General features: G+C 57.7%; 27 protein-coding genes and 3 tRNA genes. 9 read left to right on the top strand and 21 right to left on the bottom strand.

Features of this window, described 5'->3' with window-relative positions; all coding sequences use genetic code 11:
- Window positions 1–56: 56 nt before the first annotated feature.
- Genes DL239_RS01320 through ubiT form a run of 5 tightly spaced genes read right to left on the bottom strand, consistent with a single transcriptional unit; the run spans window position 57 to window position 4,260 of the window.
- On the bottom strand, window positions 57–569 hold the full coding sequence (locus tag DL239_RS01320) for a DUF2478 domain-containing protein (RefSeq protein ID WP_167681448.1): 513 nt from the start codon (window positions 567–569) through the stop codon (window positions 57–59).
- Window positions 569–1,822, bottom strand: a complete 1,254-nt coding sequence (locus DL239_RS01315; protein WP_167681446.1) for an NnrS family protein — start codon at window positions 1,820–1,822, stop codon at window positions 569–571. Before DL239_RS01315 ends, DL239_RS01320 begins: the two co-directional genes overlap by 1 nt.
- Complete coding sequence (gene ubiV, locus DL239_RS01310; RefSeq protein WP_167681444.1) at window positions 1,819–2,736, bottom strand: ubiquinone anaerobic biosynthesis protein UbiV; 918 nt, start codon at window positions 2,734–2,736, stop codon at window positions 1,819–1,821. The genes DL239_RS01315 and ubiV overlap by 4 nt, the downstream gene beginning before the upstream one ends.
- Window positions 2,737–2,740: 4 nt before the next feature.
- Window positions 2,741–3,718: a ubiquinone anaerobic biosynthesis protein UbiU gene (ubiU, locus tag DL239_RS01305; RefSeq protein ID WP_167681442.1), complete on the bottom strand. Its 978-nt coding sequence runs from the start codon at window positions 3,716–3,718 to the stop codon at window positions 2,741–2,743.
- Entirely contained in the window at window positions 3,718–4,260 is a 543-nt protein-coding gene (gene ubiT, locus DL239_RS01300) for a ubiquinone anaerobic biosynthesis accessory factor UbiT (protein WP_167681440.1), read from the bottom strand. The genes ubiU and ubiT overlap by 1 nt, the downstream gene beginning before the upstream one ends.
- Before the next feature lie 130 nt (window positions 4,261–4,390).
- Between ubiT and DL239_RS01295 the strand changes: the two genes are divergently transcribed.
- Entirely contained in the window at window positions 4,391–5,899 is a 1,509-nt protein-coding gene (locus tag DL239_RS01295) for a UbiD family decarboxylase (RefSeq protein WP_167681439.1), read from the top strand.
- Entirely contained in the window at window positions 5,896–6,468 is a 573-nt protein-coding gene (locus DL239_RS01290; protein ID WP_167681437.1) for a UbiX family flavin prenyltransferase, read from the top strand. The genes DL239_RS01295 and DL239_RS01290 overlap by 4 nt, the downstream gene beginning before the upstream one ends.
- 108 nt (window positions 6,469–6,576) lie before the next feature.
- Here the strand turns inward: DL239_RS01290 and DL239_RS01285 are convergent.
- Window positions 6,577–6,660 (bottom strand) — tRNA-Tyr (locus DL239_RS01285).
- A 119-nt stretch (window positions 6,661–6,779) separates the two neighbouring features.
- Here DL239_RS01285 and rlmB point away from each other — a divergent pair.
- The 3 genes from rlmB to DL239_RS01270 all read left to right on the top strand — a co-directional run bounded on the left by rlmB (window position 6,780) and on the right by DL239_RS01270 (window position 8,779).
- Entirely contained in the window at window positions 6,780–7,556 is a 777-nt protein-coding gene (gene rlmB / locus DL239_RS01280) for a 23S rRNA (guanosine(2251)-2'-O)-methyltransferase RlmB (protein ID WP_167681435.1), read from the top strand.
- 97 nt (window positions 7,557–7,653) lie between these two features.
- The gene (locus tag DL239_RS01275; RefSeq protein ID WP_240931644.1) at window positions 7,654–8,118 is read left to right on the top strand and encodes a YHS domain-containing (seleno)protein; all 465 of its coding nucleotides are present in this window, start codon (window positions 7,654–7,656) and stop codon (window positions 8,116–8,118) included.
- 190 nt (window positions 8,119–8,308) lie between these two features.
- Window positions 8,309–8,779 (top strand): CoA-binding protein, encoded by a 471-nt coding sequence (locus DL239_RS01270; RefSeq protein ID WP_167681433.1) that lies wholly within the window; start codon window positions 8,309–8,311, stop codon window positions 8,777–8,779.
- Between the two features lie 67 nt (window positions 8,780–8,846).
- Here DL239_RS01270 and DL239_RS01265 read toward each other — a convergent pair whose 3' ends face one another.
- Genes DL239_RS01265 through hisA form a run of 5 tightly spaced genes read right to left on the bottom strand, consistent with a single transcriptional unit; the run spans window position 8,847 to window position 11,597 of the window.
- Entirely contained in the window at window positions 8,847–9,164 is a 318-nt protein-coding gene (locus tag DL239_RS01265; RefSeq protein ID WP_167681431.1) for a phosphoribosyl-ATP diphosphatase, read from the bottom strand.
- On the bottom strand, window positions 9,161–9,922 hold the full coding sequence (gene hisF / locus DL239_RS01260) for an imidazole glycerol phosphate synthase subunit HisF (protein WP_167681429.1): 762 nt from the start codon (window positions 9,920–9,922) through the stop codon (window positions 9,161–9,163). The genes DL239_RS01265 and hisF overlap by 4 nt, the downstream gene beginning before the upstream one ends.
- 56 nt (window positions 9,923–9,978) lie before the next feature.
- Window positions 9,979–10,410, bottom strand: a complete 432-nt coding sequence (locus tag DL239_RS01255; protein WP_167681427.1) for a YqaA family protein — start codon at window positions 10,408–10,410, stop codon at window positions 9,979–9,981.
- A complete protein-coding gene (locus DL239_RS01250; RefSeq protein WP_167681425.1) occupies window positions 10,407–10,871 on the bottom strand; it encodes a DUF2867 domain-containing protein in 465 nt (154 codons plus the stop codon). Before DL239_RS01250 ends, DL239_RS01255 begins: the two co-directional genes overlap by 4 nt.
- A gap of 3 nt (window positions 10,872–10,874) precedes the next feature.
- A complete protein-coding gene (hisA, locus tag DL239_RS01245; RefSeq protein WP_167681941.1) occupies window positions 10,875–11,597 on the bottom strand; it encodes a 1-(5-phosphoribosyl)-5-[(5-phosphoribosylamino)methylideneamino]imidazole-4-carboxamide isomerase in 723 nt (240 codons plus the stop codon).
- Between hisA and DL239_RS01240 the strand changes: the two genes are divergently transcribed.
- Entirely contained in the window at window positions 11,541–12,128 is a 588-nt protein-coding gene (locus DL239_RS01240) for a DUF2147 domain-containing protein (protein ID WP_240931643.1), read from the top strand. The two genes, hisA and DL239_RS01240, sit on opposite strands and share 57 nt — an antisense overlap.
- Before the next feature lie 26 nt (window positions 12,129–12,154).
- Here DL239_RS01240 and DL239_RS01235 read toward each other — a convergent pair whose 3' ends face one another.
- Together DL239_RS01235 and DL239_RS01230 are read right to left on the bottom strand one after the other, a co-directional pair.
- On the bottom strand, window positions 12,155–12,406 hold the full coding sequence (locus DL239_RS01235; protein WP_167681421.1) for a WGR domain-containing protein: 252 nt from the start codon (window positions 12,404–12,406) through the stop codon (window positions 12,155–12,157).
- A gap of 78 nt (window positions 12,407–12,484) precedes the next feature.
- Window positions 12,485–13,021, bottom strand: coding sequence for a peroxiredoxin-like family protein (locus tag DL239_RS01230; RefSeq protein WP_167681419.1), 537 nt, complete (start codon window positions 13,019–13,021; stop codon window positions 12,485–12,487).
- An 85-nt stretch (window positions 13,022–13,106) separates the two neighbouring features.
- Between DL239_RS01230 and DL239_RS01225 the strand changes: the two genes are divergently transcribed.
- The gene (locus DL239_RS01225) at window positions 13,107–13,835 is read left to right on the top strand and encodes a helix-turn-helix transcriptional regulator (RefSeq protein WP_167681417.1); all 729 of its coding nucleotides are present in this window, start codon (window positions 13,107–13,109) and stop codon (window positions 13,833–13,835) included.
- Here DL239_RS01225 and DL239_RS01220 read toward each other — a convergent pair.
- From DL239_RS01220 to DL239_RS01210, 3 genes are all read right to left on the bottom strand, one after another.
- Complete coding sequence (locus DL239_RS01220; RefSeq protein ID WP_206188296.1) at window positions 13,832–14,602, bottom strand: tetratricopeptide repeat protein; 771 nt, start codon at window positions 14,600–14,602, stop codon at window positions 13,832–13,834. The genes DL239_RS01225 and DL239_RS01220 overlap by 4 nt on opposite strands.
- A 122-nt stretch (window positions 14,603–14,724) precedes the next feature.
- A complete protein-coding gene (gene hisH / locus DL239_RS01215; protein ID WP_167681939.1) occupies window positions 14,725–15,363 on the bottom strand; it encodes an imidazole glycerol phosphate synthase subunit HisH in 639 nt (212 codons plus the stop codon).
- A gap of 55 nt (window positions 15,364–15,418) precedes the next feature.
- The gene (locus tag DL239_RS01210; RefSeq protein WP_167681414.1) at window positions 15,419–16,030 is read right to left on the bottom strand and encodes a TetR/AcrR family transcriptional regulator; all 612 of its coding nucleotides are present in this window, start codon (window positions 16,028–16,030) and stop codon (window positions 15,419–15,421) included.
- An 86-nt stretch (window positions 16,031–16,116) separates the two neighbouring features.
- Between DL239_RS01210 and DL239_RS01205 the strand changes: the two genes are divergently transcribed.
- A complete protein-coding gene (locus tag DL239_RS01205; protein WP_167681412.1) occupies window positions 16,117–16,734 on the top strand; it encodes a DUF2306 domain-containing protein in 618 nt (205 codons plus the stop codon).
- A gap of 17 nt (window positions 16,735–16,751) precedes the next feature.
- Here the strand turns inward: DL239_RS01205 and hisB are convergent, their stop codons facing one another.
- Window positions 16,752–17,339, bottom strand: coding sequence for an imidazoleglycerol-phosphate dehydratase HisB (gene hisB / locus DL239_RS01200; RefSeq protein ID WP_167681410.1), 588 nt, complete (start codon window positions 17,337–17,339; stop codon window positions 16,752–16,754).
- A gap of 169 nt (window positions 17,340–17,508) precedes the next feature.
- On the opposite strand from hisB, the gene DL239_RS01195 reads away from it, so the two are divergent.
- Window positions 17,509–17,748 (top strand): Lrp/AsnC family transcriptional regulator, encoded by a 240-nt coding sequence (locus tag DL239_RS01195; protein WP_157022216.1) that lies wholly within the window; start codon window positions 17,509–17,511, stop codon window positions 17,746–17,748.
- A gap of 85 nt (window positions 17,749–17,833) precedes the next feature.
- On the opposite strand, the gene DL239_RS01190 is transcribed toward DL239_RS01195, so the two are convergent.
- The 4 genes from DL239_RS01190 to DL239_RS01175 form a co-directional block, all read right to left on the bottom strand.
- Window positions 17,834–19,189, bottom strand: a complete 1,356-nt coding sequence (locus DL239_RS01190) for an aminotransferase (protein ID WP_167681408.1) — start codon at window positions 19,187–19,189, stop codon at window positions 17,834–17,836.
- Between the two features lie 172 nt (window positions 19,190–19,361).
- A tRNA-Gly gene (locus DL239_RS01185) sits at window positions 19,362–19,436 on the bottom strand.
- 164 nt (window positions 19,437–19,600) lie between these two features.
- Window positions 19,601–19,675, bottom strand: a tRNA-Gly gene (locus tag DL239_RS01180).
- An 89-nt stretch (window positions 19,676–19,764) separates the two neighbouring features.
- Window positions 19,765–20,667: a NaeI family type II restriction endonuclease gene (locus tag DL239_RS01175; protein ID WP_167681406.1), complete on the bottom strand. Its 903-nt coding sequence runs from the start codon at window positions 20,665–20,667 to the stop codon at window positions 19,765–19,767.
- Window positions 20,668–20,694 lie beyond the last annotated feature (27 nt).

Genomic DNA, 20,694 nt, shown 5'->3' with positions numbered 1-20,694 from the left:
AATCGCTGGTCTATCCGGCGGTGGGCCCAATGTGGTCTTACCGCCGGTCCCTTGGTCTAGGCTTTGGGCAGTGCAGAATGGACCCAGTCAAGAATGGACTGTTTGTCGTCTGTCAGCGCCACGGCCAGGCCGCCCGCAAACCCTTTGAATGCGTCAACGCTCGCCGCACCCACGCCAACCAAAACCGGTACGTCGTCGTCCAGCGCCGCGCCGATAACATTGCAAAACCCTCGCCCGGCGGCCTCCTCTGGTCCGAACTTGTTGAGCATGAACAGGTCTGACTGCTCCATGGATCCGGCTTCGACCCGCGTTACGGCTTCGGTGATTGCGGTGGGGTCCAACCGACAGGCATCTGACCCAGCGCCAAGGTTCTGCGTGATCTTGATTACGGGGCCTTCGGGCAGCACCCGGACCTTCATGTCGCAACCGTTTTCAAATTGGCTTTCGTAAGACTGGACTTTGACAATCCCGGCCAGCGATTTGCCCTGTGCTTGCAGTTGGTCTGCGATTTCGGACAGCAGGCGATCTGTCTCGCCCCGTTTCTGCGATGTGACATATGCGATGTGCATCAGGTTCTCTTTCCTGTCTGAAGGGGGATGGCGGTGGCGGTTTGGTGCTTTTTGCCGCTTAGGATCGGTCGCACGACAGGCCCGGTCAGGGCAGGGCGGAAGCCTGCGATGAAGGTGGCCCAAGCAAGGCACCATAATCCAGCCGCTGCCAATAGGATTGTGGGTGTATGTTGATCAAGAATGGGTGCTGACAGCCGAACCCAAGTGGTGACCCAGATCAGTAGCGCACCCAGTATGAAGCCAGTGTTGGCGCGCATGTCACCACTGATGCGATGGCAGGCGGCGCGGCCCGCGATGGCCATGATCAGGCCAGACATTGCGCCGATTGTCAGGGCGTGAAGGGCATCACCTGTTGGGTAGGTCTGTGGTGCAAACGCCAGGGTGCCAGTCAGGGCCAACCCTAGCGGAAGCCAGAGAAAACCCAGATGCTGGGCGGCCAGCAGTGGGTTGGTCAGGGCTGTTGCTGTTCTCCATCGGCGCATCATCCACAGGATGGTGATGGCAGCGCAGATCAACGCAGCATTGGCAGCGTCAGCCAGCCCGGCCAGCATCGCAATGATGGCCAAGGCCAGTGCCCCCTGCGCGATAAGGCGGGGCAGCCAAGGGGACTTGATCCTAAGATCTTGTCGATTGGTGCGGTCCAGCCAGTTGTTGGTAAAGGCCGGAATAGCCCTGCCGCCGATGAAGGTTATCAGCAGGGCAAAGCCAAACAGAACGACGCGTGCGATGGTCAGGCTGACATCCGGGTTTCCAGTTAGGGCAGTGGCCATAAACAGGGCATCAGCGGTGCCTAGGCACAGGACGGTCAGACCAAACCCGGCCTTGCCGTAAAGTCGGCAGGACAGAGTTTGGCGGAAGATGATCGTGGCAAGGCATAGGGGATAACCCGCATTCAGGACCAGCAGTAGGGTAGCTGGGATATGGTCGGCCAAGGCGGTTGTTAGTCGGGAAAGAAGCCAGAGAAATAACAGGGCTTTAAGCGGGGTTCCCTGAACCAAGGGTAAACCGGTCCAGCTGGGCAGGGCTGTTAGCAGGTAGCCCCCGACGGCAGCCCCGGCAAAGCCAAAAATCAGCTCGTGCGCATGCCACATAACGACGGGTTCAAACCCCGGCGGGGGCAGACCAATTTCTACCCCCAATGGCCACCAGGCCACGGTGGCAAAGGCGCAGAGGAAAGAGGCCAGAAACAGCGGTCGGTGCGGGGCCTCCCAGAAATGGGAGAAGGACCGTGGCTGTTCCGGCGCGAGTGTCATGACCCTTGGTAGGCAGGCGGTTGTTTCCCGGACCAGTCCACGCCCCGATCACCGGTCAGGAAACCGTCGGACAAGCGGATGTTTTTGTCGATGCTGCAGATCGCATCTGCGACATCCGCGCCGCTGATCTTACCATCCAGCAATTGCCGGTATTGGTCACATAGCTGCGTGAACCCCTTGGACTGTGGGGATAGGCGCAGCGATGAAACTCCCGCCTGGGTCAGGGCGTCGATTTGATGGGCCGCGCTGGCGTAAGTGTCGGACAGGGTTTGCACGCCGTTCATGGTTAGAAAGGGTTGGTCCTCCATGGTGCGGACATCCAGACCGTCTGGATCGTCTTCGCAGGCAAATTGGCAGTTGTCCTTGGTGCGCTTGTGCAGGCGTGCGTGATAGCAGCGACCTGAGATTGCCAGCGGCAGGCGGCCGTGGCCCCAGACCTCAATCGCGACGCCATGATCCGCTCCGGCCTTGGCAAGGGTTTCCACCGAGGCAAGAGGCAGTTCCGGCGGCAGGCAAATGCGGGTCGCTCCCTTGGATGCCAGCCATGCAAGGGTGCCCTCGTTATAGACATTGACCAGCGGGCCAACGGAAAAATTGGCACCATCAGGCAGGTGCGGCAGGCCGGTTAGGTCGTTGATTTCAATCTCGACGCCCATTTCAGCCAGAGCGGCAGTTTGATTGCGTTCGCGTTTCAGCGTCACCAGCGCCAGACTGGTCAGGGCAACCTCTTTTCCTGCGTCGATCAGGGTAGAAATGGCATCGGGTATGCGGTCTTGAAAGAACGGCAGGCGTTTGGAACAAACCAATTCACCCAGCACAACACGATCAACTGGTAATGCGGCCAAATCGTCATAGAACTCGGTCCAGCGATCGGCTGACCAAAAGAACTGGTTTGGTCCAACTGTCAGGTCCATCCGGTTATCTCCACGTTTTCTTATAAGCGCCGGTTGTCATGGCTTGGCCCTCGGACAGGCGCGCTAGCATGCCCTCGGGCATCGGCTGGCCAGCCTCTAGCGCATCCACAGCGGCGCGAAAGTTGCGTACGACCTGCGCCACATAAGAACGGGACCGCTGGCGACCCTCGATCTTGAGCGCCGTGACGCCGGCTTTTTGTAGCTGAGGGATCAACTGTTCTGCATTCAGACTAACCGGATCCTCAAACAGGTGCCCAGTTGTATCCTTGGCACCAAAGCAGCCCTTGCACAGGGTTGGATAGGGGGCGGGTTCGTTCTGGCCGACGCGGTGGATGGTGTAGCCGCCCAAGCGGGCATCCAGCGCGCCGTTGTCCTCGTGGTATTCCACATGGCTGGCGGGTGAACAGACGCCGTTCATATTGGGGGATAGTCCGGTGGCATAAGACGATAGTGAACAACGCCCCTCGGCCATGACGCAAAGACCGCCAAAGACAAAGACCTCTGTCTCGACTTCGGTTTCGGCATTGATCGCGGAGATTTCGGGGACTGACAGAACCCGCGGCAGCACCACGCGTTTCACGTCAAAGACCTTAGCATAATAGTTGATGATATCGGCATTGGCGGCTGCTGCCTGAACTGACAGGTGGCGGCGCAGGTGAGGATGGTTGCAAGCCGCATAGTCCAGCAGGCCCGGATCGGCCAAAATCACCGCATCTGCACCACAGGATTCGGCATCTGCTACGGCGCGGTGCCATACACCCTCATCTCCGGCGCGGGGGAACGTGTTAATCGCAATCAGGACTTTGGAGACGTGTGAATGGGCAAAGGCGATGCCTTCACGCATTTCGGTGCGGTCAAAATTCAGACCGGGAAAGTTGCGGGCGTTTGTTTCATCGTTGAAGCCACAATAGATCGTATGGGCACCAGCCTTTACGGCGGCGCGCAGAGACGCCGGTGTGCCCGCTGGGCAAACGATTTCCATTACCATGCTTCGGCCTCGTCTGGTCGTGTCAGGCAAACGCCGGTGCGCCGCTGGGTGAATTCGATTATGTGATGCAATGGACGTGCAAGCGGGCCGGTGATCGAGGCGATTTCCTGCGCCAGATCCAGCTCTGCGTCATCGACGGCATTGCGCAGGGCCAGCGCGGCGCCGGTGTCGCCTTCGACCACCAGATCACGGGAAAAGAACAGCGCATCGCCATCATAGGCACCGTGGACTAGCCCGATCAGGGCTGCAAGTGGCCCGGATATGCGGGCTGCGCCTTCGCCTTTACCGCGCACTACAGTCACACGCGGCACGCCTCCATTTGGATCCAGACAGATCACAAATGGCAGATCGGTTGGGTCCAGCACAAACGGGGTGTGGTCAAACTCGCCCAAGCGACGAAACAGTCCGGGATGGTTTTTTGCGATCTTCCGGCTGTAGGCGGTCAGCGAAAGAGACAGTGGTGGCAATGGCACCACCCTTAGGGCGCGCGCAAGAATGGGCGGAAACAGCGGGATGGTGGCCTGAGTTTGGGACAAATGAGACTCCTGTTGCCTCGGTGTTTGATGTTCTTTTATGGGTTTGGATGTTTCGTGAAATTGATGTTAGTCAAATCCCTGAAACATTTTTGCTGGTAGGCGCTGTACAACGTCATTCAGGACCAGCCCAATGCGTAGTTTGCCCTCATACCCCAGCCTTCGCAGTTTTCTTGAGTGGTGCGCCGAGACGGAGCAGTTTCAGAAGGTGGCTGACCCGGTATCGGTAGTTCACCAGATGACCGCGGTTCATCGTAACGTTCTGGAAACGCAGGGGCCGGTGCTGCAGTTTGATCATCCGGTACTAGAGGGCGGTGCACCGTCGGATGTGCCTGTGGTGGTCAACCTGTTTGGTACAACTGCCCGCGTGGCTGCTGGGTTAGGTGTCACGTTGGATGGCTTGGATGATCTTGGCGCATTTCTGGCGGCGTTGCGGTCGCCGACGCCACCTGATGGGATGCGCGATGCCCTGTCGCGCTGGCCGATGCTAAAGGCAGCACTGGCGACGCGCCCGAAAATCGTACGATCAGCCCCTGTTCAAAGTGTTGTGCTGGAAGGGGGCGATGTGGATTTGGCCGCGCTGCCGATCCAGACCCACTGGCCGGGGGACGTGGGGCCGCTGATCACCTGGCCGGTTGTGATCACCCGTCCGTTTGAGACTGAGGCCGAAGATGTGGGCCGTTACAATGCAGGTGTCTATCGGGCGCAGGTTCTGGACCATAACAGATTGATCATGCGGTGGCTGCCCCATCGCGGCGGAGCTGCGCATCACCAAAGCTGGGCAAAGCAGGGGGAAAGGACCCCGGTGGCCGTGGTACTGGGGGCTGATCCGGCGACCTTGCTGTCGTCGGCGCTGCCTTTGCCTGAAACGGTGTCAGAGTTGACCTTTGCCGGGGCGTTAAACAACGCTCGGCCCCGATTTGTACGGGCCAAGACGGTTCCGTTGATGGTGCCTGCAGATGCCGAGATGGTGCTAGAGGGCTGGGTGTCGCCCAGCGAGACCGCGCCGGAGGGGCCGTTTGGCGATCACACCGGCTATTACAATCGGGCCGAGCCATTTCCAGTGATGGAAGTGACAGCGGTGACGCATCGGCAAGACCCGCTGTACCTGTCTACTTATACTGGTCGCCCGCCGGACGAGCCAGCGATCATTGGCGAGGTTTTCAATCGGCTGGCGCTGCCAACAATCCGTGCGCAGATCCCCGAGGTTCATGATCTGTGGCTGCCGCCCGCCGCTTGCTCGTATCGGATGGCGGTTGTCAGCATCAATAAGCGCTATCCGGGGCAGGCGCGTCGGGTGATGATGGCGCTGTGGGGGATGCTGCCGCAGTTCAGTTATACCAAGATGATTGTGGTTGTGGACGCGGATATCGACCCAAGAAACTGGGACGATATTGCTTGGGCGCTGGCCACGCGGATGGACCCAGTGCGGGATGTGATGATGGTTGAAAACACGCCAATGGATTATCTTGATTTTGCCTCTCCCGAACCCGGATTGGCAGGCAAGATGGGCATTGATGCCACGGTGAAGGTCGACAGTGAAACAACGCGGGAGTGGGGTGAGGTTATGAAGACATCTGATGAGGATGCTGCGTTTGCTGCAGATCTGGTGGCACGTCTGATGCCGGGTGGTGGATCATGACTGCGCCGCGTGTGATTCTGGGGGTTGCCGGGGCCTCGGGTGCGGCGCTGGGCCTGTCGGTTGCGCGTCAGTTGTCTGAGATGAATGTCCGGATTGATTTGGTCACCAGTACAGCAGCAGAGCGGACGCTGGCTGAGGAATGCGGGTCGGATGCCTTTGAGACGCTAAAGAAGCTGGCGACGCGGGTTCACCCGCTTGGTGATATTGGTGCCAGTATTGCATCAGGTTCGGTTCCAGTTGCAGGCATGATTGTCGCGCCTTGTTCGATGCGCTCATTGGCGGCAATTGCCCATGGGCTGGACGATAACCTACTGACCCGTGCGGCAGGCGTTCAGTTGAAAGAGCGGCGGCGGTTGATTCTGTTGACCCGTGAGGCTCCACTGACACTGGCGCATCTGAGAAACATGACGGCTGCCACCGAACTGGGCGCGATTATCTTGCCACCTGTGCCTGCGTTTTACCTGAAGCCAAAATCGGTGACTGCGATCGTTGACCAAATTGCGGCACGCGCCATCGACATGTTGAATATTTCCACACCGATTGCTCAGCAATGGTCAGATAAAGCCTAAGCGATAGTGATATTTCTGAACCTGCGAACTGCCGTGAGAGGGCAGGTTATCGCGTAAGGATCTTCACCGCTCTAGCGGCGCTCTCCACTTGACAATAAAAAAGAAAAGTGGTGGGCGACCCTGGAATCGAACCAGGCGTGCGTCTCCGCGAGGGAGTTACAGTCCCCTGCCACACCTTGCGGCCTGTCGCCCACTATCAGGTGGCTGTTGCACCTGATGTGGGGCGTGACTACAAGCGCACCAACGGAGCGTCAACAGGAAAATCGCAGGTTTTTCACGATGACTCAAAATTCCTTTTGCCGGAGAGCAATATGACCAAGAAACCTAAGTGGGTCGTCGAAAAAGAGCAGGCCAAAAAAGCGGCAGATGCGGAAACTGTCTGGCTGTTTGGCCTGCATGCAGTGCGGGATGCGTTGCTGAACCCAAAGCGTAAGAAACTGCGTTTGATGGTAACGTTGAACGCGCAAACCAAACTGGCGGATGCCATTGCCGAATCCGGGATTGAGCCGGAATTGGTAGACCCGCGCAAGTTCAACGCGCCGATTGATCGAAACTCAGTTCACCAGGGTGCGGTGTTGGAAGTGAAGCCGCTGCATTGGGGTGGTTTGGCTGAAAACTGCATTGGCGCCGAGGTGCCACGGGTGTTGCTGCTGGACCGGGTGACCGATCCGCATAACGTTGGCGCGATTCTGCGAACAGCCGAAGTGCTGGGCGCGAGCGCGGTGATTGGTACGCGTCACCACTCGGCGCCCGAAACCGGGGCCTTGGCCAAGACCGCCAGTGGAGCGTTGGAACGCCAGCCCTATCTGAGGATGCGCAATCTGGCTGACACCATTATCGAGCTACAGAACATGGGCTTTATTGTTCTGGGTCTGGACGGTGAGGCCGATGAAACCATCGAGGCCTCGCTAGACGGGCGTCGGGATCGTCCGGTGGCCTTGGTTCTTGGGGCTGAAGGGCCTGGGCTGAGGCAGAAGACCAAGGAAACCGTGGATCAATTGGTCAAGATTGATGCCGCGGGTGGATTTGGCTCGTTGAACGTGTCGAATGCTGCGGCGTTGGCGCTTTATGCATCGATTGAGCGGTAACCCCTGATCGCGGAACTGTCACAGCTTGTTCACATCTTCGTATTCTGTCTAGGCAGGGTTAGTCTGATCCGGCACATTGGACCAGCCTAACCTTGGGATGGAGTACCTTTTGCTGCTGCGCATTGCCTTTTTAACCGTTTTTGCCCTGTTGATGCAGCCGGTGCGTCCGGTGCTGGCGGATCAACCGATGTTTCATGCTCAAGAGGGTTTGGCCATTGGGGGCTACGACACAGTGGCCTTTTTTATCGACCATCGCCCGGTTCTTGGCCACTCGGATCACGCGGTGATGTGGAAGGGGGCGGTGTGGCAGTTCGTGTCGTCTGAAAACCTGCGACGGTTTGAATCCAACCCACGGGCCTATGCGCCAATGTTTGGCGGATACTGTTCCTATGCTGTGTCACAGGGCTATTTGATGTCCGGCAGTCCGCAGTCCTGGGAGATCGTCGATGGTGACCTTTTCCTGCTGTACAACTCTTCGGTACAGAATGTTTGGCGCAATGAAATGTCAGAGTTGATCGAGATGGGGCGCGGAAATTGGCCGAATGTGCTGAGGCATGAATAGGGGCCTCACGAAAATGCGATCAAACCTTTAAATCCGACTCATTCACTCCATATTATCTAGTGATCACGGTGTGGAACCGCCGTGGATCTATTTTCACTGTCCCTCGTTCCAGACCTTGCGCCCGGGCTATAACCTGGGCGCCTTTTTTATGGGCTTTCCTTTGTGGATGGCATCCGCGTAGGGTGCTGGAATGACAGCATATAGTGATCAGTTTCTGAGGGATGTCCTGAACCGCACCAAGACGGTGGCGGTGATTGGGGTGTCGATGAATCCGGTGCGCCCGAGTTATTACGTGGCGCGGTATCTGGACCTGAAGGGATACCGGGTGATCCCGGTCAATCCTCGACATGCGGGAGAGATGCTGTTTGGGCAGGTCGTGCAGCCCAGTCTGTCGGCCATTGCCGAACCCGTAGACATGGTTGATATCTTTCGCCGCTCTGACGCGGTGCCGGAAATTGTGGATGAGGCGTTAGAAGTGTTTGCTGATTTGCAGACAATCTGGATGCAGATTGGTGTTGAACACGTTGAGGCCGCAGCCAAGGCAGAAGCACGCGGGGTTGATGTGGTGCAGAACCGCTGCCCGAAGATCGAGTATCAGCGTTTGTATGGCGAGCTGCGCATGGGCGGCTTTGCCACTGGAATTATCAGTTCAAAGCTGTAGCCGGGCAGGGGGCGTTGCCCCCTCGGCCTGTGGCCTCACCCCCAGGATATTTTTGGCCAGATGAAGATCAGGTATTGGGGCGGGCGGCTTTTTCGTCAATGCCGCTGAGACCCTGGCGGCGGGCCAGTTCGTTTAACACATCATCCAGTGGTACATCGCGGGCCGCGAGCATAACCAGGAAGTGGTAAAGCACATCGGCACCTTCTGAGGTCAGTTTTTCGCGGTCGCCTTTGACGGCTTCGATGATGGCCTCGATGGCTTCTTCACCAAATTTCTCGGCGCATTTTTCTGGGCCCTTGGCCAGCAACTTGGCGGTCCAGCTGCTGGAGGGATCTGCGCCTTTACGGGATTCGATGGTTGCGGCGAGGTCGTGGAGAATGCTCATGTCAGCCTCATCGGGATGCCGGCGGCCTGCATATGGGCCTTGGCCTCGGCAATAGTGTAGTCGCCAAAGTGGAAGATCGAGGCGGCCAGTACGGCGCTGGCACCGCCCTTGGTGACGCCTTCGACCAAGTGGTCCAGATTGCCGACACCGCCCGAGGCAATCACAGGCACGTTGACAGCATCTGAGATGGCGCGGGTCAGGGGCAGGTTGAAGCCTGCCTTGGTGCCGTCGCGATCCATTGAGGTGAGCAGGATTTCTCCGGCTCCCTTTGCGACCACAGTTTTAGCGAATTCTACAGCGTCGATGCCGGTTTCACGTCGCCCACCATGGGTGAAGATTTCCCATTTGCCGGGAGATACGGTTTTGGCGTCAATGGCGCAGACGATACATTGGCTGCCAAACTGGTCGGCGGCTTGTGCAATCACGTCGGGGTTGGCCACAGCAGCCGAATTAAACGAGACCTTGTCGGCCCCAGCCAGTAGCAGGGCGCGCACGTCTTCCTTGGTGCGCACGCCGCCGCCAACGGTCAGCGGGATGTAGCATTGCTCGGCGGTGCGGCGCACCACGTCGAACATGGTGCCGCGGTTTTCCTCGGTGGCCATGATGTCGAGAAAGCAGAGTTCGTCTGCACCGGCGGCGTCATAGGCTTTGGCGCTTTCGACTGGATCACCGGCATCACGCAGGCCAACAAAATTGACGCCTTTGACCACACGGCCATCAGCGACGTCGAGACAGGGAATGATACGGGTTTTCAGCATGGTTCGCCTCTGGTTACGGCGCATTCATAGAGGGTTGTCTGGTGGATTTCCAGTGCTCAGGTAAAGCTGTTGAATAGGCCCAGCAGGGCGGCATAGCGCAGGGTTTTGGAGAGGGTGACGAGGATTAGAAATGTCAGCCAGTTCATCCGCATGACGCCGGCGGTAACGGTGATGGGGTCGCCGATGAGCGGCAGCCAGGCACCCAGAACTGACCATTGGCCCCAGCGAGAGAACCAGTTTTGCGCTTTGGTCAGATGTTTGGCAGATACCGGGAACCATCGGCGATCCTGATAGTGTAATGCGTAGCGGCCCAGAGCGTAGTTGACCAAAGAACCGAGGATGTTGCCGGTGCTGGCGACAATCAGCAGGGTTAATGTGGTGTATGTGCCCTCAGCGGCGAGCAGCAGTAGGGCGGCCTCTGAGCCGCCGGGCAAGAGCGTGGCGGCTGAGAAGGACAGTATGAACAGGCCGGGCAAGGACCAGATCATTGGGTTTTGGTATTGGGGCGCCAGATCTGGCTGACGGCATTGCGCACGATTAGCACGTGAAAGGGCATGATCACGGCCAGATAGATACGGCCCAGCCAGTTGTTGCGATGCACCCATGTGGCGCAATAGGCCTGTGTTCCTGTTGTCAGTATTGAGATGCGAAAGTTCAGGTGAGAATCATCAACACCCAGAATGATCTCGTTTTCATTGCGCTGATCGATGGGGAAGGGGCCGATTTTCTCGCCATCTTCGAACTTATTTTTTAGCCCCAGTGGGGCCACGAGAATGTTGCGCAGGCGGAGAAGGCCCTTAGCCCATCTGGGAAAGGCCATGGCGCGGGCAGCGGCTTGGTCGACTGAGAGATCGGTTGTGCAGGTGTAGCAATCTACGAAGTCTCCCTGTTGCAAATAGCTATGCAGCAGGGAGTGTGCCGGCAGTTCGGTTTTGCTGGTGCGCGACATGGATTAGGCTTTGAGCACCGACAGGGCCTGTGCCAGATCAATGGCACCGTCATAGAGCGCGCGGCCGGAGATGGCTCCATTCAGGTTGGCGCCGCAGGATTTCAGCGCGCGCAGGTCGTCGAGCGAGGAGACCCCACCAGACGCAATGACCGGGATTGAGACGGCATTGGCCAGATCAGCGGTGGCGCTGACGTTGGGGCCCTTCATCGCACCGTCGCGCATGATGTCGGTGTAGATAATGGCGGCCACACCTGCGTCTTCGAACGATTTGGCCAGATCTGTGACCATGACGTCGGTTTCCTCGGCCCAGCCTTTGGTGGCGACCTTGCCGTTGCGCGCATCAATGCCGACGGCGACCTTGCCGGGGAATTCGCGGGCGGCTTCGCGGACCAGATCGGGGTTTTCGACTGCTACGGTGCCAAGGATCACACGGGCGAGGCCCTTGGTGATCCAGGCCTCGATTGTGGCCATGTCGCGGATGCCGCCACCCAGTTGCGCGGGCACCTTGGTTTGCTTCAGGATTTCCTCGACCGGGGCGGCGTTAACCGGCTCGCCTGCAAAGGCGCCGTTCAGGTCGACCAGGTGCAGCCATTCGCAGCCCGCCTCGACAAACTCCAGCGCCTGGGCGGCGGGGTTGTCGTTGAACACGGTGGTTTTGTCCATGTCGCCATGCAGCAGGCGCACGGCCTGGCCGTCTTTGAGGTCGATGGCGGGGTAGAGGATCATGGCGGTGCCTTTCTGAAGGTGCTCGGCGGTGTTTTGCACAAGCGTGGCCCGGAATGCAACGCGACCCCAAGTCAACCTTGCCTGAAAATGCGGGACTGGGTCACAGTGACGCCATCAATGGGAGAATTTGCGATGAAGAAATGGGTTTTGGGGCTGGCTATGGGGCTAGGATTGTCCGGTGTGGCCTCGGCTGATCCGGCGGCAGGCATGTGGCGGACTGCGCCGGGGGATACTGGCGGCTATTTGCATGTCGCTATCGCCACGTGCGGTGGTGCGATCTGCGGCAAGATCGACTCGGCCTATGACAAATCCGGTGCGGTTCAGGCGGACTATGAGCATCTGGGCAAGAAGATGCTGTGGGGCATGAGCGGTGATGGCGCGGGCTATTACAGCGGCGGCAAGATCTGGGCGCCGGATTCGGACAAGACCTATTCGTCAAAGATGTCGCTGAGCGGCAATACGTTAGAGGTTAAGGGCTGTGTCGCTGGCGGACTGATCTGCCGGGGGCAGGACTGGACCCGGATCAAGTAGACTGAGGCAAGTAGCGGGGCCTGCGGTTACAGCAGGCCCAACTGTACTGGGATCGGAACAAAGCCGCGTTTGACCTGTCGGTCGCGGTGAGTTTCGACCGTGCTAAGTGCCTCGGCATAGCTGCCGAGGTAGAGCCGTTTTTGCTGACCACCCGGCGCGCCAAGCGGGCCTGCGACCCGTTCCACACACCAATCGCCAAACAACGTTTGGTACAGGCTCAGCACGCAATAGCGATGCTGACCCTGATGGTGGTCAAATTTTTCGAGGCGGATATGCACGGGCTGGACCTGATTTGAATGGGTCCGGCCCGTATGCCCTTAACTGGGCGGTGTGTCCATCACTTGCTGACGGCAGGGTTAAACCGCGCCGGTGTACTCGCCGCGTGCCGGATAGTTGTTGGCGATGGCAAAATCCAGTGCCGCTACCAGCTCGGAAAAATGCGGACGTACGAATGGCATGGTCTGGACCGAGCCATAGTACAGCGACTGATCTGGGCTGACCATGAACAGACCCGGTTCGGCAAAGAGGGCAGGTTCTTCGATCCCGATTGAGGTGGTGCCGCGCGAAGTCGAGATGTACAGGCCCCAGTCCTTGGCCACGCTTAGCGGCAGGTCATAGCCAAAGCGCAGTGATTTGGCCTCGATCTTTTCGGCCATGGCGCGGGTGCGTTCTTCGCCATCCGTGCTGATGGCGATGCAGTTGACGCCGCGCTCGGCGAAATCCGACACACGTTTTTCCAGTTCTTTCAGGTAATTGGCGCAGATTGGGCAGTGCAGTCCGCGATAAAAGCAGATCACCGTGCCGCGCTCGCCCTGTTCGGCGGTCAGATCGAAGGTGCCGTTGTCGAGGGTAGGAACTGTCAGGTTGGGTGTCTTCTGGCGTGGGATCAGCATTTGGGTACTCCTGTTATCTGCTTGAGTGCGGTTATGTCAGGCGATAAGGTTTGGAAAATCCGAAAAAACTGATGAGAAATCCGAAATGGATCGACTGACAACACTGATGGAACGATTTTACCTGTCGGTGCAGGCGGCACCTGTAGAAGAGGCAAATCTGTTGGCCCTAGCCGAATTTGGCGATGAGCCCACGCAGTTGGTGTATTTCCCGGCTGGCCGACATCCGGCGGCAATGGGCGGTGACGTGGTTTTGTCGGCACTGGTGGATTGGTCTGGACATAGTAATCCGTTCTTGGCCGCGCTGCCCGATGTGGTGGATTACGACCTGACCCAATCCGCCGAAGCGCAGGCACTGGTGCGATTGATGATGGATGAGGCGCAGGGCGGACGCTGTGGGGCGCAATCGGTGGTCAACCGGTTAGGCGAAGTGCTGATGGTGCGGCTGTTGCGTGAGCAGATTGAACGAGGGGCGACCGAGCCGGGGCTGCTGGCGGGCCTGTCAGACGCACGGTTGAGCCGGGCGATTGTGGCAATGCATGACCATCCAGGTCGAGTCTGGACCACTGCAGACCTGGCGCAAGAAGCAGGGCTGTCGCTGTCGCGGTTTTCCGAGTTGTTCGCGGCTGAAGTGGGAGAGACCCCAATGGGATACCTGCGCCGTTGGCGGCTGATTTTGTCGCGGCAGGACTTGCAGCGTGGCGACCGGGTTGAGGCGGTGGCGAGGCGATATGCCTATAGTTCACCCGAGGGGTTTAGCCGGGCGTTTCGGAAGGCATATGGAGAAACACCGGTGGCGTTGCGGCGGGTTGGTTAGGGGCAGTTCCTATAGCTACTTCTAACGCAATTTTTGACTATCTCGTTTACTTTCAAGAGGTCGTCAGTACTAAGCCTTGAAATACTAATGTTAAGGGTCTTCTCGCTAGCTTCGCTATTGTTTACGGCAATTTTGTACCAGACAACAGCAAGCAGATCGTCTTGAGGAACTCCAAGGCCCCTATGATACAAGTCACCTAGTGCACTTTGAGCAATCGTTTCTCCTTGTTCTGCGGCTTTTCGAAGCCATTGCGCTGCGAGCGCGTAGCTCTGCTCAACTCCATCACCCCGAGAATACAGGGAAGCAAGGTTAACTTGGTAACGAGAGTGCCCTTGTTCAGCTGCTTTCAAATACCATGCAGCAGCCTGCGCGAAGTTTTGTTGAACGCCATCGCCTTTGGAATACATCATCGCGATATTAAACTGGCTACCAAGGTCTCCATTTTTAGCGGCTTCTAGATACCAAAGTGCCGCTTTTTCTAAGTTCCCTGGTGTTTCTTTTCTTCCAATGAATGTCTCGGCTAGAAGAACTTGTGAAGCCATGTGACCCATGTCGGCTGCTTTTCGTAACCAGAAAGCTGCCAGTTCTAAATCTTGTTCGACTCCCCATCCCCTTTGGTACATCGCTCCTATGGTGAACAAACTTAGAATGTCGCCTTGTTCTGCGAATGGGCGAAGTTCTTTCAGGGCAGTTTGGTAGTCTCCATTTCTAAATGCAGCGTTTCCGGCATCATAATCCTGTGAAAAAAGTTCTGATGGGAGAAACATCAGGGAAAAAAATATGGAAAAAAGGTGCTGTTTCAAATTCTTAATTCGCTCAGTAGGTGGTGTTGATCAATAGGCAGTGCTCAGAGGAAGGAGTTTCGCGCATTACTCTTCCTATTTGTCTCCTAAGGTGTCCACCGCAGAAAGTTGCCGATCATCCGCAGGCCCACATCCTGGCTTTTCTCAGGGTGGAATTGCATGCCGACCATGGTGTCGCGGCCGATCACGGCAGTAACGTCGCCACCGTACTCCACATGGGCCAGTCGTTCGGCCGCGTTGCGGACCTGAAATTGGTATGAGTGTACAAAATAGGTGTGGTCGCCGGATTTGATACCGTCAAAGATCGCGTGGTCATTGTCGATGACCAGATTGTTCCAGCCCATGTGCGGCACCTTCAGGCTGCCGTCAGTAGGGGTGATCTTGACCACATCGCCGCCGATCCAGCCTATGCCGGGGGTTTCGCTGTATTCGTGACCTGTGGTGGCCATCAGCTGCATTCCGACACAGATGCCCAGAAACGGGCGGCCCTTTTGCTCGACCGCTTCGACCATGGCGTCGTAGATGCCCTTGTGTCCGCGCAGCTCGGTTGCACAGGCTGGGAAGGCACCGTCGCCGGGTAGGACCAGACGGTCGGCGCGGGCGACGACATCGGCATCCGAGGTTACGACCACTTCGCCGGCGTCCATTTCATGTGCCATGCGTTGAAACGCTTTTTCTGCCGAATGCAGGTTTCCGGATTCATAGTCGATGATGGCGGTCAGCATGGAAGACGGGCCTCTTGTTTGGGTGTCTTTCACCTGTCTTGAAAGCGGCGGAAGGTCAAGCCTTGGGCGGGGTTGCAAGGCCATCAAGCAGGGACATTACCGCATCGATGGGACCTCGGGCCTGCATTGATGGGTCGATGGGGCCAAAACGGCCTGCCATGTACAGATGCGAATAGCCGTGAATCAGTGACCAGACTTGGGTTTCGATCACGATGGGGTCCTGACCGACGGGGACAAAGGGCGCGCAGGCCTCGCGCAGGACTTCGTAGGCAAAGGATGTGCCTTGCTTCAGGCCTTCCTCGAAGGTGCTCATCGGGGCGGCGCTAAAGATCAGGTCGAAAAGGGCCGGGTTTTGAATGGCAAAGTTGAGGTAGCCGCTACAGATGCCTTTGAGACGGTTCAGGTCATTGTCACCTGCAGTGGCGCGTGCCTCAAGCATGGAAAGCCGGAACAGACGGAAACCTTCTTGAGCGATTGCGCCCCGCAGGCCTGCCAGCCCGTCAAAGTGATGCGCCGGGGCGGCGTGGGACACGCCCGCGCGGGCCGCACATTTGCGCAGAGTTAGCGAATCTTTGCCGCCCTCGGTCAGCAGGGCAATGCCCGCCTGGATCAAGGCGGCACGTAGATCACCGTGGTGGTGCGGCTTTTGGATTGGGGTATCGGTCATTGAGCGGAAATTATCAGCTGGCTTGACAGTGTCAAGTTGATCTGATCTTTACAGTGTCAAGTTTGAGTTTGACTGAAGGATTGATCATGCAACTAGTTTCCCGGGTCCGGGTATTTCTGTTTTGGTTCCTTTGCCTGGCGGTTGCCTTGGCGTCGTGGCGGTTTTTGGCGCTGGGGGTCGAGGTGTCGATGGAGTTTGTCGCCTACCACGCGGTAGAGCGCCAGTTGGCGTTCTATGCTCATATTATCCTGGCACCGGTGGCGCTGATGCTGATGCCGTTTCAGTACTGGAAGGGGCTGCGGATGCGACGTCCGCAGGTGCACCGCTGGATCGGGCGAGCCTATGGCGTCAGCATTCTGTTGGCCGGGCTTGGTAGCCTGTCGATGGCGTTTGGCACCACGGCGGGGCTGGTGGCCGCCTGGGGCTTTGGCGCGCTGGCAGTTTTTTGGTTGGGCACCACTGGCTATGGAATTTGGCTGGCGCGGCAAGGGCGTATCGCAGAACATCAACGTTGGATGTTCCGCTCGGCAGCGTTGACATTTGCGGCTGTCACTCTGCGGGTCTATCTGCCGTTTCTGTTCATGACACTGGGCGAAGAGACCGGCTATACGCTGGTGTCCTGGCTGTGCTGGGTGCCGAACCTACTGTTTGCAGAGTGGTACCTTAGGCGGCCCATGCGTCGGTCAGCGGCGCTGGCAGCCTAAGATAGTAGTGGGGGCGCTTAAAGCGCCCCTTTTGTTGAGGGAATTGCATCTGCTTTGCGTGGGTCGGTCTCAACCGCTGGGCGCAGGGCGCGAGCGACTGACTTGAACGCAGCCTCGACGATGTGGTGGCTGTTGAAGCCGTGGATCTTATCGACGTGCAGGGTGATGCCGCCGTGGGTCGCGAAAGCGGTGAAGAATTCACGCACCAGTTCAGTGTCAAACGTACCGATTTTCTGGGTTGGGATGTCTAGGTTCCACACCAGAAATGGCCGTGCCGACAGGTCCAGAGCGCAGCGCACCTGAGCCTCGTCCATTGCAAGGTGGCATTCGCCGTAACGACGGATGCCTTTCTTGTCGCCAAGCGCTTGGGCCAAGGCCTGACCCAGGGCAATTCCCGTGTCCTCAACCGTGTGGTGATCGTCGATGTGATAATCCCCTTCGGCGCGGATGGTCATGTCGATCAGCGAGTGGCGCGATAGCTGGTCCAGCATATGGTCGAAGAAGCCAACGCCGGTCTTATTGTCATAGACACCGGTACCATCCAGATTGATCTCGACGGAAATTGAGGTCTCGGCGGTCGAGCGGCTGATCTTGGCTGTGCGCATGGGGCAAATCCTTATTACATCCGGGGTGCTTATAGGGGCAGGCTGGGGCCGGGCTCAAGCCTGTGGTGGGGATTGGCTGACAGGTGTTGCTAAAAGGGACAAGGGATTGCGCCCGGCAGATGGGCGTGCCAGCTTGGGGTCAACACATCCTGAAAACCTGAGGCCTTTTATGTCCATCTGTGTCTTTATCCAAATTCGCTGCAAACCCGGCACCACCTACAAGGTGGCCGAAGATATTGCGCTGCGGGAAATTCATTCCGAGCTGTATTCCACCAGTGGGGACTTTGATCTGCTGATGAAGCTGTACATTCCGGCGGATGAGGATGTGGGCAAGTATATCAATGACCACTTGCTGGTGATCGAGGGCATCGAGCGGTCGCTGACTACGATGACCTACAAGGTATTTTGAGGTTCGCGCCTGACCTTGGGGAGGTGCAAAGCGCCTTCCCGGGGGGGGGAAGGTCAGGCGCGGCCCGGCAGAGCCGGGCCAGTTTTTATCCAGCGATCAGGCCTTTGTCCTTCAGCTCAGCATATGTGCTGTCGATCGCGGCCTTTAGTTTGCCCATCAGTTCATCCACCTCGTCACGGGTGATGATCAGCGGTGGGCACAGGGCCAGAGCGTTTCCACCCACAGCACGCAGAATCAATCCATTGTCCTGACAGTGCTTTTGCGAGGTAGCGCCGGCAATGCCGCCGTCAAAGCTGGCACCTGTGGTTTTGTTTGACACCAGCTCCAGTGCTGCAATCAGTCCTTTGCCGCGGACTTCGCCCACCAATGGATGACCGGTGAATGCTTCGCGCAGTTGCTCCTGAAGGTATTCGCCAACCTCGGCTGCGTGAACGAACAGATTGTCGCGCTCGTAGATTTCCAGCGTCTTCAGCGCGGCAGCGCAGGCGACCGGGTGGCCAGTGTAGGTATAGCCCTGACCAAAGACGCCAACTTGATTGGTTTGCTCGATCATTGCCTCGTACATCCAGCCGGGAATAACAGCGGCCGAGATCGGGAAGTAGGCCGAGCTGAGCTGTTTGGCAAAGGACATCAGGTCAGGCTTGATGCCCATGGTGGTGCAGCCGAAATCGTTACCGGTGCGGCCAAAGCCGGTGATCACCTCGTCCGCCCAGACCAAAATGTCATGCTTGCGCAGAACGGCCTGTAGCTTCTCGTAGTAGCCTTCGGGTGGGACAATCACACCGGATGCGCCGGTGATCGGCTCAACAATCATCGCGGCTATGGTGTCTGGACCCTCGGCGATGATCTGTTCTTCGAGGTTGTTGATGATGCGGTCAACAAACTGGGCCTCGGTTTCGTTGCCTTTACGGTTTGTGTAGTAGTGCGGAGAATCAGCACGCAGCACGCCGAGAGCGTCAACCGGGGCATCAAAATGTGCGAGGTTGGCAGGCAGCGAAGTCATTGAGCCAGCAGCAACGGTGACACCGTGATAACCGCGCTCGCGGGTAATGATCTTGCGCTTTTCCGGTTTGCCAATGGCGTTAAAGTAATAGCGCAGCATTTTGTAATGCGTGTCGTTGGCATCTGAGCCCGAGTTGCCAAAGAAGAAATAGGCGTCCTCTACCGGGACGATTTCCCGTAGCTTTTCGGCGAGTTGCATGATCGGGTCATGGGTTTTGCCGCCAAAGGTGTGGGAAAAGGGCAGGGTGTTGAGCTGGTCGGTGATCGCATCCACCAGTTCGGTGTTGCTGTAGCCCAGTGAGGTGCACCACAGGCCTGCCATGCCTTCGATGTATTTGTTGTCGTCTTTGTCAAAGACATAGATACCATCGCCGCGCGTCAGGCACAGTTGTTCGGCGGCGGTGAAATTTGTGTAGGGGTAAACGACGGGGGCGGCCATACCGGAACTCCTGTTGTAGTGTACTTGGCTGATCGCAGGATTGACCGGTTTTCAGGGCGACGTCAAAGGAATTTGATCAAAAAAATAAAGCAAGTGTTTATGGAGGCCTGAAACGCGAAAAGGCCGCCCAAAGGCGACCTTTCGAAATCCACCGGGGTATTGGTGGTCCAACTGGAGCGGGCGAGGCGATTCGAACGCCCGACCCTAACCTTGGCAAGGTTATGCTCTACCCCTGAGCTACGCCCGCATTCCGTTGGTGTCGCGGTGAATAGGGTTTCCCGGCGCGGGCCGCAAGAGGGAAAACAGCCGTGTCGGCAGATTTTTTATGAGCCGCATTGCGGGGGTACTGAAACGCGAAAAGGCCGCCCTAAGGCGACCTTTCGAAATCCACCAGGGTATTGGTGGCCCAACTGGAGCGGGCGAGGCGATTCGAACGCCCGACCCTAACCTTGGCAAGGTTATGCTCTACCCCTGAGCTACGCCCGCATTCCGTTGGTGAGGCGCTGAATAGAATTTCCCGGCGCGCGCTGCAAGAGGTAAAATAGAAAAAAATGTCGTGGATTGGGTTTTCGTGGTTAACCGGCAATCTGAGGCAGATTGAAACCAGCCTGCGCTGCCATGCGGTGGTGTTGGGCCGTTGTTGGGCGGCACGAAATGAATTCGCTGGGCGAACAATGGGGCAGGTCCAGCGCCTTGATCAACTGTCCGTGGAGCTGACCCTGTAGCAACAGAATGCCATCAAGTTCCAACAGATCACGGGCGCCGCGCCCTTTGTCGGATCGCACCCGGCGCATAAAGTCCTTTTGCATGGCGACGGCTTCGACCACATCGCGCGAGATCGGTTGATTCTGTACTTCGCGGAACAGTGCAGCCATTCGGGCGTTGCCGGTGTCATGGTAAAAAATCTGCTCTACAACGTGTTCGTCCACGGTGCGCCAGAAGTTGGCCGGGTAGGGCTGGTCACACAGCAGCCAGAGGATGTGTTGGAACCCTTCGGCAGAGATGGAGCGTTTGGCATCTTTGTTCTGACCAGCGGTCAGATAGTCGCGGCGCGCAACGATGAGGCCAAAATAACAGCTCGCACGGACCTCATCCGCAGCGACGAGCATGCAAACGTGATCCACCGCCTCTGTGGGGATCATCCAGTTGCTGCCCATGGTGTTCTTGATGTCGACATCATGGCCAAGGATCTCGGTATCCAGCTTGCCGCGTTTCAAGCGCAGTAAGGCGCGCAGCTCGATTTCGACGCGGGTGCCGATGTAGGTCTTTTCGGTTTTTTCCAGCTCTTCATAACTGCGCCGTCCGGTTTTGGGGGTCATGATGACATCGTCGATGCAGGTGCGCAGCATGGTGGGGAAGTCATCCGCCAGGGCGAGGGCGCTGCCAGCACGGGCGGTGATCTCGGTTTGCAGTGAAGATAGCAGTTCGAAATCTGGGTGCCCCGGTTGGACCAGGCTGGGGGGAATGGATTTTTTCATAGCTGTGCCTTTGGTCCGACCGATAGG

This window comes from Parasedimentitalea denitrificans (genome assembly GCF_011813015.1).
GTDB classification, from domain to species: Bacteria; Pseudomonadota; Alphaproteobacteria; order Rhodobacterales; family Rhodobacteraceae; genus Parasedimentitalea; species Parasedimentitalea denitrificans.
Note: the sequence above shows the minus strand (reverse complement) of the source record. Positions and strands in the feature narration are given on the sequence as shown.

Coding starts and splice junctions, on each gene's coding strand:
- DL239_RS01225 (WP_167681417.1), top strand. CDS start 13,107: ATGGATCGACTGACAACACTGATGGAACGATTTTACCTGTCGGTGCAG.
- DL239_RS01190 (WP_167681408.1), bottom strand. CDS start 19,189: ATGGCCGCCCCCGTCGTTTACCCCTACACAAATTTCACCGCCGCCGAA.
- DL239_RS01205 (WP_167681412.1), top strand. CDS start 16,117: ATGCAACTAGTTTCCCGGGTCCGGGTATTTCTGTTTTGGTTCCTTTGC.
- DL239_RS01195 (WP_157022216.1), top strand. CDS start 17,509: ATGTCCATCTGTGTCTTTATCCAAATTCGCTGCAAACCCGGCACCACC.
- hisH (WP_167681939.1), bottom strand. CDS start 15,363: ATGCTGACCGCCATCATCGACTATGAATCCGGAAACCTGCATTCGGCA.
- rlmB (WP_167681435.1), top strand. CDS start 6,780: ATGACCAAGAAACCTAAGTGGGTCGTCGAAAAAGAGCAGGCCAAAAAA.
- DL239_RS01220 (WP_206188296.1), bottom strand. CDS start 14,602: ATGTTTCTCCCATCAGAACTTTTTTCACAGGATTATGATGCCGGAAAC.
- DL239_RS01250 (WP_167681425.1), bottom strand. CDS start 10,871: ATGTCGCGCACCAGCAAAACCGAACTGCCGGCACACTCCCTGCTGCAT.
- ubiU (WP_167681442.1), bottom strand. CDS start 3,718: ATGGAAATCGTTTGCCCAGCGGGCACACCGGCGTCTCTGCGCGCCGCC.
- DL239_RS01275 (WP_240931644.1), top strand. CDS start 7,654: ATGGAGTACCTTTTGCTGCTGCGCATTGCCTTTTTAACCGTTTTTGCC.
- DL239_RS01315 (WP_167681446.1), bottom strand. CDS start 1,822: ATGACACTCGCGCCGGAACAGCCACGGTCCTTCTCCCATTTCTGGGAG.
- DL239_RS01175 (WP_167681406.1), bottom strand. CDS start 20,667: ATGAAAAAATCCATTCCCCCCAGCCTGGTCCAACCGGGGCACCCAGAT.
- DL239_RS01295 (WP_167681439.1), top strand. CDS start 4,391: ATGCGTAGTTTGCCCTCATACCCCAGCCTTCGCAGTTTTCTTGAGTGG.
- DL239_RS01290 (WP_167681437.1), top strand. CDS start 5,896: ATGACTGCGCCGCGTGTGATTCTGGGGGTTGCCGGGGCCTCGGGTGCG.
- hisB (WP_167681410.1), bottom strand. CDS start 17,339: ATGCGCACAGCCAAGATCAGCCGCTCGACCGCCGAGACCTCAATTTCC.
- DL239_RS01320 (WP_167681448.1), bottom strand. CDS start 569: ATGCACATCGCATATGTCACATCGCAGAAACGGGGCGAGACAGATCGC.
- DL239_RS01240 (WP_240931643.1), top strand. CDS start 11,541: ATGCAGCAGGCGCACGGCCTGGCCGTCTTTGAGGTCGATGGCGGGGTA.
- hisA (WP_167681941.1), bottom strand. CDS start 11,597: ATGATCCTCTACCCCGCCATCGACCTCAAAGACGGCCAGGCCGTGCGC.
- DL239_RS01230 (WP_167681419.1), bottom strand. CDS start 13,021: ATGCTGATCCCACGCCAGAAGACACCCAACCTGACAGTTCCTACCCTC.
- DL239_RS01210 (WP_167681414.1), bottom strand. CDS start 16,030: ATGACCGATACCCCAATCCAAAAGCCGCACCACCACGGTGATCTACGT.
- hisF (WP_167681429.1), bottom strand. CDS start 9,922: ATGCTGAAAACCCGTATCATTCCCTGTCTCGACGTCGCTGATGGCCGT.
- DL239_RS01255 (WP_167681427.1), bottom strand. CDS start 10,410: ATGATCTGGTCCTTGCCCGGCCTGTTCATACTGTCCTTCTCAGCCGCC.
- DL239_RS01270 (WP_167681433.1), top strand. CDS start 8,309: ATGACAGCATATAGTGATCAGTTTCTGAGGGATGTCCTGAACCGCACC.
- DL239_RS01265 (WP_167681431.1), bottom strand. CDS start 9,164: ATGAGCATTCTCCACGACCTCGCCGCAACCATCGAATCCCGTAAAGGC.
- ubiV (WP_167681444.1), bottom strand. CDS start 2,736: ATGGACCTGACAGTTGGACCAAACCAGTTCTTTTGGTCAGCCGATCGC.